The sequence below is a fragment of the Vibrio sp. Vb1729 genome, from assembly GCF_033338655.1.
GTDB classification, from domain to species: domain Bacteria; phylum Pseudomonadota; class Gammaproteobacteria; order Enterobacterales; family Vibrionaceae; genus Vibrio; species Vibrio alginolyticus.
Window position 1 is genome coordinate 542,619 of sequence record NZ_JAWOTB010000011.1, and the last position, 15,842, is coordinate 558,460.

General features: G+C 45.4%; 13 protein-coding genes. 12 read left to right on the forward strand and 1 reads right to left on the reverse strand.

Annotated features, from left to right (window positions below; genetic code table 11):
* The first annotated feature begins 52 nt into the window (after nucleotides 1-52).
* From R7E29_RS07250 to choV, 12 genes are all read left to right on the forward strand, one after another.
* Nucleotides 53-1,207, forward strand: coding sequence for an acyl-CoA dehydrogenase family protein (locus R7E29_RS07250; RefSeq protein ID WP_054576063.1), 1,155 nt, complete (start codon nucleotides 53-55; stop codon nucleotides 1,205-1,207).
* Nucleotides 1,208-1,256: 49 nt separating this feature from the next.
* Entirely contained in the window at nucleotides 1,257-2,033 is a 777-nt protein-coding gene (locus tag R7E29_RS07255) for an enoyl-CoA hydratase (protein ID WP_054576062.1), read from the forward strand.
* 10 nt (nucleotides 2,034-2,043) lie between these two features.
* Nucleotides 2,044-3,174: an enoyl-CoA hydratase/isomerase family protein gene (locus R7E29_RS07260; protein WP_054576061.1), complete on the forward strand. Its 1,131-nt coding sequence runs from the start codon at nucleotides 2,044-2,046 to the stop codon at nucleotides 3,172-3,174.
* 19 nt (nucleotides 3,175-3,193) lie between these two features.
* Nucleotides 3,194-4,090: a 3-hydroxyisobutyrate dehydrogenase gene (gene mmsB / locus R7E29_RS07265; RefSeq protein WP_054576060.1), complete on the forward strand. Its 897-nt coding sequence runs from the start codon at nucleotides 3,194-3,196 to the stop codon at nucleotides 4,088-4,090.
* 9 nt (nucleotides 4,091-4,099) lie between these two features.
* A complete protein-coding gene (locus R7E29_RS07270) occupies nucleotides 4,100-4,858 on the forward strand; it encodes an SDR family oxidoreductase (protein WP_054576059.1) in 759 nt (252 codons plus the stop codon).
* A 462-nt stretch (nucleotides 4,859-5,320) separates the two neighbouring features.
* On the forward strand, nucleotides 5,321-7,342 hold the full coding sequence (locus tag R7E29_RS07275; protein ID WP_081008327.1) for a tetratricopeptide repeat-containing diguanylate cyclase: 2,022 nt from the start codon (nucleotides 5,321-5,323) through the stop codon (nucleotides 7,340-7,342).
* 605 nt (nucleotides 7,343-7,947) lie between these two features.
* Nucleotides 7,948-8,547, forward strand: a complete 600-nt coding sequence (betI, locus tag R7E29_RS07280; RefSeq protein WP_017820329.1) for a transcriptional regulator BetI — start codon at nucleotides 7,948-7,950, stop codon at nucleotides 8,545-8,547.
* A gap of 18 nt (nucleotides 8,548-8,565) precedes the next feature.
* Nucleotides 8,566-10,026 (forward strand): betaine-aldehyde dehydrogenase, encoded by a 1,461-nt coding sequence (gene betB / locus R7E29_RS07285; protein ID WP_053349195.1) that lies wholly within the window; start codon nucleotides 8,566-8,568, stop codon nucleotides 10,024-10,026.
* Nucleotides 10,027-10,206: 180 nt separating this feature from the next.
* A complete protein-coding gene (gene betA, locus R7E29_RS07290; RefSeq protein ID WP_054576057.1) occupies nucleotides 10,207-11,922 on the forward strand; it encodes a choline dehydrogenase in 1,716 nt (571 codons plus the stop codon).
* 36 nt (nucleotides 11,923-11,958) lie between these two features.
* The gene (locus tag R7E29_RS07295) at nucleotides 11,959-12,897 is read left to right on the forward strand and encodes a choline ABC transporter substrate-binding protein (RefSeq protein ID WP_005382646.1); all 939 of its coding nucleotides are present in this window, start codon (nucleotides 11,959-11,961) and stop codon (nucleotides 12,895-12,897) included.
* Between the two features lie 77 nt (nucleotides 12,898-12,974).
* Complete coding sequence (choW, locus tag R7E29_RS07300; protein ID WP_005392552.1) at nucleotides 12,975-13,817, forward strand: choline ABC transporter permease subunit; 843 nt, start codon at nucleotides 12,975-12,977, stop codon at nucleotides 13,815-13,817.
* A gap of 2 nt (nucleotides 13,818-13,819) precedes the next feature.
* Nucleotides 13,820-14,998 (forward strand): choline ABC transporter ATP-binding protein, encoded by a 1,179-nt coding sequence (gene choV / locus R7E29_RS07305; protein ID WP_017633664.1) that lies wholly within the window; start codon nucleotides 13,820-13,822, stop codon nucleotides 14,996-14,998.
* A 96-nt stretch (nucleotides 14,999-15,094) separates the two neighbouring features.
* Here choV and R7E29_RS07310 read toward each other — a convergent pair whose 3' ends face one another.
* Nucleotides 15,095-15,751 (reverse strand): NAD(P)H-dependent oxidoreductase, encoded by a 657-nt coding sequence (locus tag R7E29_RS07310; protein ID WP_017633663.1) that lies wholly within the window; start codon nucleotides 15,749-15,751, stop codon nucleotides 15,095-15,097.
* Nucleotides 15,752-15,842: the final 91 nt, after the last annotated feature.

Sequence of the window (15,842 nt, forward strand, 5' to 3'; positions counted from 1 at the left end):
AGTGGGCTTGGCTCGGATACAAATGCAACGAATTAGACCTTAGGACTTCAAGATGGATTTTGAATTAAACGAAGATCAACTCGCGTTTGCCGAAGTAGCAAAGCAGTTTGCAGACCAAATGTTAGCGCCGCACGCGGCCGAGTGGGATGAAAACCATCATTTCCCTAAAGATGTACTGCGTCAAGCAGGTGAACTTGGCTTTCTGAGCATCTATACGCCGCCAGAGCATGGTGGTTTGGGATTGTCTCGTTTGGATGCGGCGACCATTTTCGAGCAGTTGGCTATGGGTTGTACCGCGACTACTGCGTTTATGACCATTCACAACATGGCGACGTGGATGATCACCAGCTTTGCCAAAGCCGAAGTGGCGCAGCAGTTTAGCGCGGATCTAATTTCGGGTGAAAAGCTCGCTTCCTACTGTTTAACCGAACCTAATGCAGGCTCTGACGCCGCTTCACTGACGACCAGTGCAGTGCGTGACGGCGATGAGTTTGTCCTGAATGGCGCAAAAGTATTTATCTCTGGTGCGGGTGATACGGACGTTCTTGTCGTGATGGCGCGTTCGTGCGGCGAAGGAGCGGGTGGCGTTTCTGCATTCGTTGTTCCTGCTGATTGCGAAGGCATTAGCTACGGTAAAAAAGAAGCCAAAATGGGTTGGAACTGCCAGCCAACTCGCATGATTACCTTCGAAAATGTTCGTATTCCGGCTGACTATCTGTTGGGTGAAGAGGGAGAAGGCTTTAAGTTCGCCATGCTTGGCCTTGATGGTGGTCGAATCAATATCGCTACTTGTTCCGTCGGTACTGCGCAACAAGCACTGAACGAAGCCAAGCAATACATGAACGAACGCAAACAGTTCGGCCGTTCACTGGCGCAATTTCAAGCGTTGCAGTTCAAGCTTGCTGATATGGCGACTGAGCTGGTCGCTGCGCGTCAAATGGTGCGACTCGCTGCCGCTAAACTCGATGCCCAGCACGCAGAAAAAAGTGCGTACTGTGCCATGGCAAAACGCTTTGCTACTGATGTGGGCTTTAAAGTCTGCGATCAGGCGCTGCAAATTCACGGTGGCTATGGCTACATCAAAGAATATCCAGTCGAGCGCCATTTCCGAGACGTTCGTGTTCACCAAATCCTTGAAGGTACCAACGAAATCATGCGTCTGATCGTCGCAAGACGATTACTAACGGAAGGCGTTGAGCTGCTTTAGTCAGCGAGACACAGCCTTACCTAAAGAAATTAAAAAGGACTGAAAGATTATGACGGCACAAATCAAATTAGAGCGCGAAGCGCATATTGCCAAGCTCACGATTAGTAATCCGCCAGCGAACACTTGGACACTTGAGTCTTTGAATCAGCTAAAAGAGTTGGCGATTGAACTTAGCAATGATCGCTCTATTTATGCGTTGGTTTTAACAGGCGAAGGCGAGAAGTTCTTCTCTGCTGGAGCAGATCTTAATAACTTTGCATCGGGTGATAAATCACAAGCAGCAGACATGGCGTTCGCATTTGGTGAAGCGTTTGAAGCGCTTTCTGCATTCGATGGGGTTTCTATCGCAGCGATTAATGGCTATGCGATGGGCGGCGGTCTGGAAGTGGCGATGGCGTGTGACATTCGTATCGCAGAAGAACAAGTACAAATGGCACTTCCTGAAGCATCGGTAGGTTTGTTGCCGTGTGCGGGTGGGACACAAAACCTGACCGCGTTGGTAGGTGAAGGTCGGGCGAAGCGTATGATCCTGTGTGGCGAGCGTGTGACGGCCGAGCGAGCGGAAAAAATTGGGTTAGTCGAAGAGGTGGTGGCGAAAGGTCAAGCACTCGAAGCGGCTATGGAGCTAGCACAGCGTGTTGCAGGTCAATCACCGAAATCTGTGTCTGCGTGCAAAACGCTAATTCAAGGTCGACGCAGCCAAACTCACGCAGCTGGATTGGTTTTAGAGCGTGAACTGTTTTTACAGCTGTTCAATACACAAGATCAGACTGAGGGTGTGAATGCGTTCTTGCAAAAGCGCAAGCCACAATGGACAAACAGCTAGCGGAGGCCAAATGACAGGTACAGTAAATGTTTCAAAACTTAAGTGCGCTGATGGCTCTATTATTGGTGTGCTAGAGCTTGATAATCCAACTGCTCTCAACGCGTTGAGTTACGTGATGATTGAGAAGTTGTACAAACAGCTTAGTGAATGGCAAACGGACGACAGCGTCGTCGCGGTATTCTTGCATGCTCAAGGTGAAAAAGCGTTTTGTGCTGGCGGAGATATTCAAGCGATCTATCGTGCACTTGAAAACAAAGAGCAAGATTTTGATTCTGCGTTTTCAGCGATGGAAACCTTCTTTGACCTCGAATATCGCTGTGATCATCTTATCCATACTTATCCAAAACCGATCATCGCGTGGGGACATGGTTATTTGATGGGCGGCGGTGTGGGCTTATTTATGGGTGCTAGCCATCGCGTAGCAGAAACCACCACACGCTTTGCAATGCCAGAGATTAAAATTGGCCTTTACCCAGATGTAGGCGCGACGTACTTCCTGAACCAGTTGCCAAAACATTTGGCACTGTTCTTAAGTTTGACTGCTTGCCAAATTAACGCAACAGATATGAAAGCGTTGGGGTTAAGCCAATGGATTGCACAGCCAGAAAACAAGCAAGTGCTGCTGGATCTGCTTGCATCGGTAAGTTGGAAAGGTGAAGCGAACATCAACGAAAAAATCGCCACTACGCTGCGTTCGGTACACGTGGACGAGCCAACCGAAGGGATGTTGATGCCCTATGCGGAATTGATTGAGCAGTTATGTTCGGGTGACTTAGCGTCAATTGTTGATGCAATCAGCCGTGCTAACGTTGATAACAAGTGGTTCGTCAATGCGCAGAAGTCACTGAACTATGGCAGTCCGTTGTCGCTCAGTATCACTTATCAGCAGTTAACGCAGTATCAAAACCTCTCTTTGAAAGCGTGTTTTGATATGGAATTTAACCTAACACTACGTTGTGGCTTAGAAGGTGATTTTAGAGAAGGGGTTCGTGCGCTGATTATTGATAAAACCAATCAACCGACTTGGCAACATCGCACGGTTTCTGACGTAACGCCACAAGTTTTGGAGCGCTTCTTCTCGCCAATTGACTCAGCAGAATACCCACTGACCGCACCGTCGGTAGCTATAGCGGCACTTTAGTACAAGGAAGAAATACGATATGGACAAAATTGCATTTATTGGCCTTGGTAACATGGGTGCGCCTATGGCTAAGAATCTACTCAAAGCGGGCTTGAACGTCGAAGTATTTGATTTGAACCCAAACGCAGTTGAGGAGTTGACCGCATTGGGCGCTTCAAGTGCCGATTCCGTTCAGCAGGCAGTACAAGGTGTTGACGTGGTTGTCACTATGCTGCCAGCGAGCCAACACGTTCAAAGCGTTTATCTTGGTCAAGATGGCATCTTAGATAGCGTCGAATCAGGTACCTTGCTGATTGATTCTTCCACCATCGATCCGGCGACTGCTCGTTTGGTTGGCGAAAAAGCATCGCAACTTGGTATCAGTTTTGTTGATGCACCAGTATCTGGTGGCGTTGCGGGCGCAGCAACAGGTACGTTAACTTTCATTGTTGGCGGCTCACAAGAGAACTTTGTTCAAGCCAAAGCGGTGCTTAGCCACATGGGCAAAAACATCTTCCATGCAGGCGATGCTGGAGCTGGTCAGGTGGCGAAGATCTGCAATAACATGATGTTGGGCATTTTGATGAGCGGCACCTGTGAAGCACTCAATTTAGGGATGGAAAACGGACTCGATCCCAAAGTGCTTTCCGACATCATGTTGCAAAGTTCAGGACGTAACTGGGCGCTAGAGCTTTATAACCCTTGTCCAGGTGTGATGGAAAGTACGCCTGCAAGCAATGGTTATCAAGGCGGCTTTATGAGCCAGTTAATGGCTAAAGATCTGGGTCTTGCGATGGAAGCGGCGGTTGCCAGTCAAACATCAACGCCAATGGGCAGCTTGGCTCGTAATCTGTTTAATTTTCACAACGGTCAGGGCAACGGGCAAAAAGATTTTTCAAGCTTGTTTGAGTTCTACCAAAAGCAAAATCAGGCCTAAGGAGCGCTTATGGAGTTAGCAAATAAGGTCATTGCGATCACGGGGGCAGGGCAGGGGCTGGGTAAACAAATGGCACTGTCACTGGCGGAAAATGGCGTTCATCTTGCGCTTATCGACCTCAATTCAGAGCAACTGGCTGAAACGAAAGCGGAATGTGAATCTCTCGGCGTTACCGCTCGTTTTTATGTGACGAACGTGACTGACGAACAGCAGGTGTGCAGTGCTTTTGAGCAAATTGAGGCAGATTTCAAGCAGCTCAATGGCGTTATCAATAACGCAGGTATTATGCGTGATGGCATGTTCATTAAAGTCAAAGATGGTCAGGTTAACACGATGTCGCTGGAACAATTTCAGTCTGTTCTAGATGTGAATGTAACAGGCACTTTCCTGTGTGGCCGTGAAGCGAGCAAGGTAATGCTGAACACCGATAGCAAAGGGGTTCTGATCAACATATCCAGCGTTGCGCGTGCCGGGAATATTGGTCAAACCAACTATTCAGCATCTAAAGCGGCGGTAGCCACCATGGCAACGGTGTGGGCGAAAGAGTTAGGGCGTTTCGGAATTCGCTCAGTGGCGATTGCTCCGGGTGTCATCAAAACTGCCATGACAGACCAAATAAAACCTGAAGCGATGGAACGTTTAATCGGAATGATTCCGGTTGGACGTTTAGGTTTGGCGGATGAAATTTCATCGACCATAAAATACGTGTTAACCAACGAATTCGTGACCGGACGAGTGTTCGAAGTCGATGGCGGAATGCGAATGTAACCCCCTCTGCAACATAAAAAAGGGGAGCGAGTTTGATTATCCGCTTCCTTCCACTTTCTCCTTTCTTCTATTGCTTCTATCTGAAAAATGTATTGGATGCATGGTCGACTGCTATCTCATCGAACGGTATAAAAATTTATTCTATTTCTAATGTGAATGGCTAGTTCTATATTGCTTGTCATGTAAATGTATTAACTCACAACTAAGACGATCTTTTGTCTCACTAACGAGATCATTATTCTTGGTGTGTAAAAAATACCCTCATTGGTTATATTGTGACCGAAAACTATTTCGGCATCTAAAGATGGTGATTTATTATTCAGCGCAAAATACATGGGAATATGAGGCTGACTGAATAACCTTCAGTTGTCTTAATAATAAATAATCAGAATTCTCAATTACACTGAAGTAACTACCCATTAGGGAAGAGCAATAATGTCACTATTTCATTCGCTTAGGACGATGCCGCTATTATTAGGGTGTCTGTGTTTTTCTGTTCAGGCCTCCACAGAAAAGGTGGAACAGGAAGGTAAGTTTTTACAGTCGTTAGAAGGTATCGAAAATCAAATTTACGCATTACCTCAGAGTTCTTTAGCTTTGATTGAAGCGTTAGAAGAAGAGTCTTTACTACAAAACCAACCAACAGCGCTGTTGGTGCGTTACTGGCTTGCCAAGGCCACGGTTTTAGAGCTGCTAGGGCGCGTAGAAGAGAGTCAGAGTGTCGTTCAAAAAGGATTGGAGCTTGTGCGTCCACAGAGCCATGAGTATCTCCTGTTTAAGTTGATTCAGATGCGAACTATGGTTGGAAAGAGCGATATCGATACCGCGCTTTCTGCGTTGGATAGCTTGTTGGAAACATCGCGTGAGAATGGTGATAAGCAACTTGAATCGGAAATCCTGTTGCTAAAAGGACGCTATTACGATGAGCAAGGTGAGTTTAAAAAATCTTATGCTGCACTTATGTCGTCCATGGATGCGGCTGAATCTTCAGGTGTTCACGGGCTGGTCGAACGTGCAGCACTAGAGCTAGGTGACGTACTTGTCAAAATTCAGGGTTACGACCGATCTGAGGCGCTTTTGGAACAAGCATATCGCTATTTTAGGGATAGGCGTATGTCGTTCAATGAGTTGTTGAGCGTTTTGACGATAGCGAAACTTCATAAAGCACAGTTCCAATACGAAGAGGCGATAGCGTCATATCAGCGAGCGTTAAAGCTGGCTCAAATTATCGGTGATGGACGCTTTAGATTTCGAGTTAACCTTGAACTTGCAGCTTTATATCGCGAGACGAATCAAGAAAAGAAGATGGTTAACCACTTGAAGCTGGCGGAGAATTTACAGTACAGAGAAACGTCTAGCGCGTATTTGGCAACATTTAAGTTGTTACAAGCCGAATATATGTTAGAGCAGCAGCAATTTGAAATACTTTTAGCGATGATCGCGCCAATGCTGCCGGAGATTATAGAGAGTCGATACGTCAAGCAACAGCAAATGGAGCTACTAAAAGTCGCCGCTATGGCCTATGCGGGGAGCAATGACTTTAAACTAGCATTCGAAACTTACGGTAACTATCACGATAAATTTATCCAATTTAGTAATCAAAGAGAAGTTGAAAATCTTGAGCGCCAGCAGACGTTATTTGAATTGGAACGACTTGAATATGAGAACGAAGATCTCAACTGGAACAATGTGTTGCAGCGTATGGAGCTAGAAAATAACCGTCGTACTTTTTACTTATTGGGTGAAGCGCTACTTGCGCTCATCGGTGTTCTATTTTTGATGGCGGTAGTATTTCTCGTCGTCAATCGCTCGCGTTTGAGAATGCGTCGCCTCGCAAAGACAGACACATTGACAGGGTTGTTCAATCGCCGTTTTTTAGAGGACTGGTTCACTAAGCCAGTAGAAGTGAGGCGTGAGCGAAAAGAGAAACCGGTACCTCAATCTAAGCAAGAAAAGATACAACACTTTGTTTTTGAGCAAGTCGAGCAAGTTAAGTACGGTTATCTAGCTTTAAATAAATGGGTAGATAGCAAACTCGATAAACAGAAAATGGTGCCAAATAAACCACAATCGGGGCCAGTAACTTTAGCGTTAATCGATGTGGATTATTTCAAGCAGGTAAATGATACCTATGGGCATGTGTTTGGAGATACCGTACTAACGGGCGTTGCCAAAGTGTTGGAGGAAACTGTACGTGAGAACGACATTGTTGCTCGCTTTGGTGGGGAAGAGTTTGTTGTTGTTATGCCCAATACAGACCATAAAAACGCCCTTATTACTGCAGAACGTTTACGTAGCGCTTTATCCCTACATGGCTTTGTTACGGAACAGAAAGAAGAAGTGAGAGTGACCTGTAGTTTTGGAGTCGTTACCACTGAAGATAATGAGATGAGTTTTAAATCACTTTGCGATCAGGCCGATAAATTGCTTTATCAAGCGAAAGCGAACGGACGCAACTGCGTGAAAGGTCGCTCGCTAGCGTAACAGAAATCAAGAGTTCAGGCTCATCGCACGATGATTCTGAACTTATCCCTCCCATTTACTTTGATAGCCAAGTGACTTTGAGATCCTTGCTTCGAATATAAAACGCTGAATCTAACATCTTAAAGTCACTTGGCGATATTACTTAAAAATGGCTTAAGGATATCGAATCGCATATTCATGGAGTTCAATATAACCTCTCTCTTTGCCTTCTTCACCTTCAAAGTGCGAATGCCACTTGTGTCTACAAAACTATAACAAACTAGTGTGTCTATTCTTTGTACAAATAAACCGTGTACAGGTGAAATGATTAGTGGTCGATATAAATTTTTTGTGGCACAGATTTTTGTTGTTCAAAAATCAACTCGTTCATAATCGTTTTAAAAATAGAGTAAGAGTTAAGTATTTGATTTTGTTTTTCTTGTTTGTTTGTTCTTAAACTAAAATCTAGTTATCCCGACAAGTTCTTACCGAGCGATTTTTCGTACACCCTCAACTTTTCATCCTTTTTTACTAACATTTTTCTTTAAAAATAATTTGAGTTCGAATTAATTTTCAGGCATTTTATATTTAACTAACCGTTCAATTAAAAATAACAGGGACGCAAAATGCCAAAGGTGGGGATGCCTGAAATCAGAAAACCGCAGCTTGTGAAAGCGACAATGTCAGTGATTGATAGAGTCGGTTTACACGCGGCGAGTATTTCGTTAATCAGCAAAGAAGCCGGTGTATCAACGGGGATTATCAACCACTATTTCGGTGGTAAGCACGGATTGCTGGAGGAAACGATGCGAGAAATCTTGCGTCAGCTTTCGTCCACTATCACACAGAAGTTACGTGAGCTGCCAAGTGATGCTCATCACCAAAGAATTAATGCAATCATTGACGGTAACTTTGTCGGCTATCAGGCAGAAAACCAAGTTGCTAAGACTTGGCTGGCGTTTTGGTCGTACTCAATGCATGACGAGCAGCTCAAGCGTTTACAGCGTGTCAACGAACGACGTCTATTGTCCCACCTAAGAAAAGAACTCAAAGCATTATTAAATGCAGAGCAGGCTGAATTGGTTGCTCATGGTATTGCATCACTTATTGATGGAATTTGGCTGCGCGGAACGCTCAACCCGCAAGGCATTGATGCAGAAAGAGCGAGAATCATCATCAACGATTATCTCGAAAAACAACTTACGTTTTATTCTGAAAAAATATAAAAGTTACAGGTCTTCAAAATGGAAATGAAAGCACACTATATCAATGGTGCGATGTACGACGGGTGTTCAGATGAACACTTCACCACTTACAATCCGGCGAATGGTGAGCCATTGGCCAACATTAAACAAGCGAACCAAGACGATCTTCAAGCAGCGATTGAATCGGCAAAAAAAGGTTTTGCTGCATGGTCGGCGATGACTGCGATTGAGCGCAGCCGTATTTTACACAAAGCCGTTGCCATTTTACGTGAGCGTAATGACGAGCTGGCTGCATTGGAAGTGGCAGATACTGGTAAGCCCATTCAAGAAGCTATCGCGGTTGATGTCACAACAGGTGCCGATGTTCTTGAGTACTACGCTGGCCTTGCTCCAAGTCTACAAGGTGAACAGCAGCCACTCAGCGACGATCAGTTTTTCTATACACGTCGTGAGCCATTGGGCATTTGCGCGGGTATTGGCGCTTGGAATTATCCAATTCAAATTGCGATGTGGAAATCGGCGCCAGCACTGGCTGCGGGCAACGCAATGATCTTCAAGCCATCAGAAGAAACACCATTAACGGCGCTTAAGCTCGCCGAAATTTATTCAGAAGCGGGCATGCCAGATGGCGTATTTAATGTCGTGCAAGGGGATTACCGAGTAGGACAGATGCTAACGGCGCATCCTGATATCGCAAAAGTGTCATTCACGGGTGAGTCAGGCACCGGTAAAGTCGTAATGAGTGACAGCGCTAAGACACTAAAACAAGTAACGATGGAGCTTGGTGGTAAGTCTCCACTGATTATTTTTGATGATGCGAAGTTAAACGATGCCGTTTCTGCGGCCATGGTGGCGAACTTCTACACCCAAGGTGAAGTTTGTACGCACGGTACACGCGTATTTGTCCATGAAGGTATTTATGACGACTTTATCACACAACTTAAAGCCCGAACCGAGCTGTTAGTCGTCGGCGATCCGCTTGATGAGAACACGCAGATTGGCGCGCTAATCTCTAAAGATCATGAATCGAAAGTTTTAGGAGCGATTGAAGCCGCGAAAGCGAGTGGCGCGACGTTACTGACTGGCGGCTACAAAGTAACAGACAATGGCCTAGCTAATGGTAACTTTGTTGCTCCAACCGTATTTGTTGATTGCGATGATGACATGAGCCACGTTCAACAAGAAATCTTTGGCCCGGTAATGTCAGTTCTGAAATTCCGCGATGAGTCGGAAGTGATTGCGCGCGCAAATGGCACCGATTATGGCTTAGCGGCAGGTGTCTTTACTCAAAACCTATCTCGTGCGCACCGTGTGATCCATCAAATTCAAGCGGGTATTTGTTGGGTGAACACATGGGGTGACTCACCTGCGGAAATGCCAGTTGGCGGCTACAAGCAATCAGGTGTTGGCCGTGAAAACGGAGTCGAAACCCTTAAACATTACACACAAACGAAGAGTGTTCTGGTTCAGCTAAGCGACTTCGAAAGCCCTTACAAATGATACTACTCATAGTAGATAACTGACCACTTTAGCTTGTTAAAATGCTCGATAACTACGTTGTCAATTTTGATTGTAGGTTAACTACTTATCAAAATTTCCGCCTTGTTCTCAAGCATTTTTCCTACGCTAATTTCGCTCACTTATCTACGGTGATGAGTATTAACTCCTAGGAGAATAAAAATGCAACAACACTACGATTACATCATCGTCGGTGCGGGTTCGGCCGGCTGTGTGTTAGCGGATCGCTTAAGTGAAAGTGGTCAAAATTCGGTCCTATTACTCGAAGCGGGTGGGTCGGATAAAAGTATTTTTATCCAAATGCCAACAGCGCTTTCTTACCCGATGAACACTGAAAAATACGCGTGGCAGTTTGAGACGGTTGAAGAGCAAGGGTTGGATGGTCGCCAACTTCATTGTCCTCGCGGAAAAGTTCTGGGCGGTAGCTCATCTATCAACGGCATGGTTTACGTTCGCGGACACGCTTGTGACTTTGACCAGTGGGAAGAGGAAGGCGCGAAAGGCTGGAACTATCAGTCGTGTTTGCCTTATTTCCGTAAAGCAGAGTCTTGGATTGGTGGTGCTGATGAATATCGGGGCGATCACGGTCCAGTCGGCACATGTAACGGCAACGATATGAAGCTCAATCCACTGTACCAAGCTTTTATTGATGCAGGCAAAGAAGCGGGCTACCCAGAAACAAAAGATTACAACGGTTATCAGCAAGAGGGCTTTGGCCCAATGCATATGACCGTCGACAAAGGCGTACGCGCTTCGACCTCTAATGCATACTTAAGCCGCGCTAAAAAACGCAAAAACTTCACCCTAATGAAGAGGGTGACGGTTCATCGAGTTTTATTAGAAGAAACTGGTGCAGAAGGCAAGAAAGCGGTAGGCGTTGAGTTTGAAACGTCAGGTTCAATTCAGCAATGTTTTGCGAATAATGAAGTGATTTCGAGTGCGGGTTCGGTTGGCTCCGTTCAGCTGTTGCAGCTTTCAGGCATTGGCCCTAAGGCAGTATTGGAAAAAGCGGGCATTGAGGTGAAACACTCGTTGGAGGGGGTAGGTAAAAACCTGCAAGATCACTTAGAAGTGTACTTCCAATATCACTGTAAGCAACCTATCACGCTCAACAGCAAATTAGGTTTGGTGAGCAAGGGCTTGATTGGCACTGAGTGGATATTAACTCGCAAAGGCCTTGGTGCTACTAACCACTTTGAATCGTGTGCATTTATCCGCTCTCGAGAAGGGCTAAAGTGGCCAAATATTCAATATCACTTCTTGCCAGCGGCAATGCGTTATGACGGGCAAGCTGCTTTTGATGGTCATGGTTTCCAAGTGCACGTTGGACCTAACAAGCCAGAAAGTCGCGGGTCGGTCGAAGTTGTCTCTGCGAATCCGAATGATAAGCCGAAGATTGAGTTTAACTACATTTCCACTGAACAAGATAAGCAGGATTGGCGTGATTGTATTCGCCTTACTCGCGAGATCCTCAATCAGCCAGCCATGGATGAGTTTCGTGGGGATGAGATCCAACCCGGTCTGAACATCACAACGGATGAACAGATTGATGAATGGGTGAAGCAAAACGTCGAGAGTGCTTACCATCCATCTTGTACCTGCAAAATGGGCGCAGATAACGACCCATTAGCCGTCTTAAATGAGCGATGCCAAGTACGCGGTATTCAAGGCTTGCGTGTGGTGGACTCTTCTATTTTCCCAACCATTCCGAACGGTAATTTAAATGCGCCAACGATTATGGTGGCAGAACGCGCCGCGGATATGATTTTGGATAACGCCCTAGAAACGTCGAACAACGTACCAGTTTGGATTGCACCGGACTGGCAAGAGATGCAACGAATGCATCCGCCAAAAAGAGATCTCGATTCGATCTCATAAAATGAAAAAGTCAGTAATCATTACAAGGAATTCAACATGTCTAAGATGACAAAAATCTTCTCAACAATTGCACTAAGTACTTTAGCAACAGGCGCTTACGCCAACCAATGTGAAACGGTTCGTTTCGCAGATGTAGGTTGGACTGACATCACAGCGACCACTGCCGTTACATCAGAGTTACTTAAAGGGTTGGGGTACAAAACGAAGACCGATCTTCTGTCTGTGCCTGTAACTTACTCCTCTATGGCTAATGGCGATATCGACATTTTCTTAGGTAACTGGATGCCAACGATGGAAGGTGATATCGCGAAATACCGTGATGCAGGTACTGTTGAAACCGTACGCGCGAATCTCGTTGGCGCAAAGTACACGCTAGCGGTTCCAAAATACGTTTATGACGCAGGCGTAACCAACTTCGCTGACCTAGTAAAACATGCCGACAAATTTAAAGACCGCATTTACGGCATTGAACCAGGAAACGATGGCAACCGCTTAATTCAGTCAATGATTGATAGTAACGCATTCGGCCTAAAAGATTTCAGCCTAGTTGAGTCCAGTGAAGCTGGCATGGTGTCTCAAGTATCACGTGCCGCACGCCGCAATCAATGGATTGTATACCTAGGTTGGGCGCCGCACCCAATGAATAGTAACGTTGAAATGGAATATCTAGCGGGTGGTGATGACTTCTTCGGTCCTAACTACGGCGGCGCGAACGTCTACACAAACGTACGTAAAAATTACCTCGCTGAGTGTCCAAATGTAGGTCAGCTAGTGAAAAATCTAGAGTTTAACCTAGAAATGGAAAATGAACTGATGGAAGCGATTCTTAACCAGAAACAGAAGCCATCAAAAGCAGCGCAAGCATGGTTGAATGCAAACCAAGAGCAAATTGAAGCGTGGCTAGAGGGCGTGAAAACGGTAGATGGCCAAGATGCGCTAACAGCTATTACAAACTACTTAAAAACAAACGCTTAATAAGCAGTATTTGAGCTCGTTTTTTTAAAAGAAAGTGGGCAGAGTTTTGCCCGCTTCATTAACACAAAGGTTTTATTTTGAATTTTATTACGGACAACAAACTACCGTTGGGCCAATGGATGGAAACTGGCGTCGATTGGTTAACCATCAATGCATCGGGTTTTTTCGATGCAATCTCTATTACACTTGAAACGATCATTCTTTTCGTGGTGGACATTTTTAAATGGATGCCACCTGCAGCGCCAATCATTATGACGGCGGCAATTGCTTGGTTCTTACATCGCAGCATTCCTCTTGTCGTATTTATCGTGTTGGCCTTACTCGCAATTCTCAACCTTGGTTACTGGCAAGAAATGCTGGAAACCTTTGTCCTTGTGTTTGCAGCGACAACGATTTCCGTATTAATTGGCGTGCCGTTGGGCATTATGGCGGCGCACCGTCCTTGGTTATACACCTTGTTGCGGCCAATACTCGATTTGATGCAGACCGTACCGACATTCGTTTACCTAATTCCAACCTTGGTTCTGTTTGGCTTAGGTATTGTCCCTGGTCTAATCTCGACCATCATTTTCGCTATCGCTGCGCCAATTCGATTGACGTACCTCGGCATTATTAAAGTTCCTGAGGAGCTACTTGAAGCGGGTAAAGCATTTGGTGCCAGCCGCATGAAGTTGCTGTTTAAGGTGGAGTTGCCTGCGGCATTACCAAGTATTATGGCCGGTGTTACGCAATGTATTATGTTGTCTTTGTCTATGGTTGTCATTGCGGCGCTTGTTGGTGCTGATGGGCTTGGTAAGCCAGTCGTACGTGCACTGAATACGGTAAACATTTCACAAGGTTTTGAAGCGGGTTTAGCGATTGTACTCGTTGCCATCATTCTTGATCGCTTGTGTAAAGCACCAAACCAGAAGGAGGCATAATCATGGACGCTATTACTATTAAAAATCTTGATGTCGTTTTTGGTCAGCAACAAGCACAGGCGCTAGCACTACTAGATCAAGGGAAGTCTCGACAAGAAATCATTGATGAAACTGGCCAAGTGGTTGGGGTTGATAATGTTTCGCTGAACGTGAAACAGGGTGAGATCTGTGTCTTGATGGGGCTTTCGGGCTCGGGTAAATCAAGTTTGCTGCGAACGGTTAACGGATTGAACGATATTTCTCGTGGCTCTCTGAAAATCAAAGATGGCGACGATATGGTTGAGCTCTCTAACTGTGACGAACAGAAGCTGCGCCACCTTCGTACGCACCGCGTGTCCATGGTGTTTCAGAAGTTTGCATTGATGCCATGGTTAACGGTGTTAGACAATGTAGCGTTTGGTCTAGAGATGCAAGGCATTGGTAAAGCTGAGCGCCGTAAAAAAGCGCGTGAACAGCTCGAAATGGTCGGTTTGTCTGAGTGGGAAACGAAATTCCCGCACGAGCTCTCTGGTGGTATGCAGCAGCGTGTTGGCCTAGCGCGAGCGTTCGCGATGGACACAGATATCTTGTTAATGGATGAGCCGTTTTCAGCGCTTGACCCATTGATTCGTGCTCAGCTTCAAGATGAATTGATTCTGCTGCAAGAAAAGCTAAACAAAACCATTCTTTTTGTGAGTCACGACTTGGATGAGGCGCTTAAAATCGGCAACAACATCGCCATTATGGAATCAGGAAAGCTGATTCAACATGGCAAGCCAGAACAGATCATTCTTGCTCCAGAAAACGATTATGTGGCGGACTTTGTTGCTCACACTAATCCATTAAATGTGCTGAAGGGACGTTCCTTAATGCGTGACGATTTGGTTCGCGAAGATACGCGTGTTCTGATTTGCCCTGATAAAGATATTTGGGTGATACAAGAGAGCAAGGGGTTAAGTTTAGCGGATAAAGGTAAATCGTTGATTCAATGGAAGAGCGATTCTTCGAACCTTGATGAAGTTAATGAAAACTCTCTGGTTCAGGTTAGCCCAGAAATCAGTATGCGAGAAGCGATTGAACTTAAACAGCGCAGCAATCAGCCTCTGCTTATGGTTGAAGATAATAAGCTGGTTGGTGTGTTAAGCGACAATGAGCTTTACGATGCATTGCTTGGTAATTTTAAGTCAGAGCAAGTTGCGTAACGTTGACGCAGAACCAAGTAAAAAAGAGCCGCACATTAATGCGGCTCTTTTTAGTTTAAACAATGAGTTAAGTCGCTAAGCTAAGACAATGGTCGACTATAGAGTCGTAATTACCTCATCCATTGCAAGGCGTGCTTTTGGAAGACCATGATTGTAATCTTCCCCATCTTTATGGTAGCCAATCGCCAGCGCAACTTCACAAATATGGCCCTCGAGCTCTTCTTTAAACTCTTCTCCAATCAGAGCCGGATCGACACCTTCCATCGGTGTTGAATCAATGCCTAGTCGTGCCAATGTGTGTAGTAGGTTGCCTAGTGCCAAATAGACTTGTGCTTTTGTCCAGTTTCCGTTGAAGCCATTTTCGTCCGTATTTGCATCGGCAAAAGCGTAAGCACCCATAAAGTTGTTGTACATCTCCGCTGGCAAGTGGCCAGATGTTACTTCTGCATCCACACGTTTCGCAAATTTCTCTTTAGTAAATTTAGGATCGTAAGCAAACAGAATCGTATGTGATGCGGCTTTCGCGTGTGGTTGGTTAAACTGGTGCATATTTGCAAACGTATTGTGGAAACGTTGCTTCGCTTCATCACTTTCAATAACGATGAATTTCCATGGTTGTGAGTTGATAGAAGACGCCGACAAACGCAGTGCTTCTTTGATTATCGCCATGTCTTCTTGAGAAACGCGCTTGGTTTCATCATATTTTTTTGCAGTGTAACGGTTATTTAGATCGGTAATGATTTGATGGGACACGTTTATATCCTCTTTATGTGATGACAGATGAGGATGCACTAGCATCGAAAACCATGCGTACCTCGAATATGGGTTCATGATAATGGATATT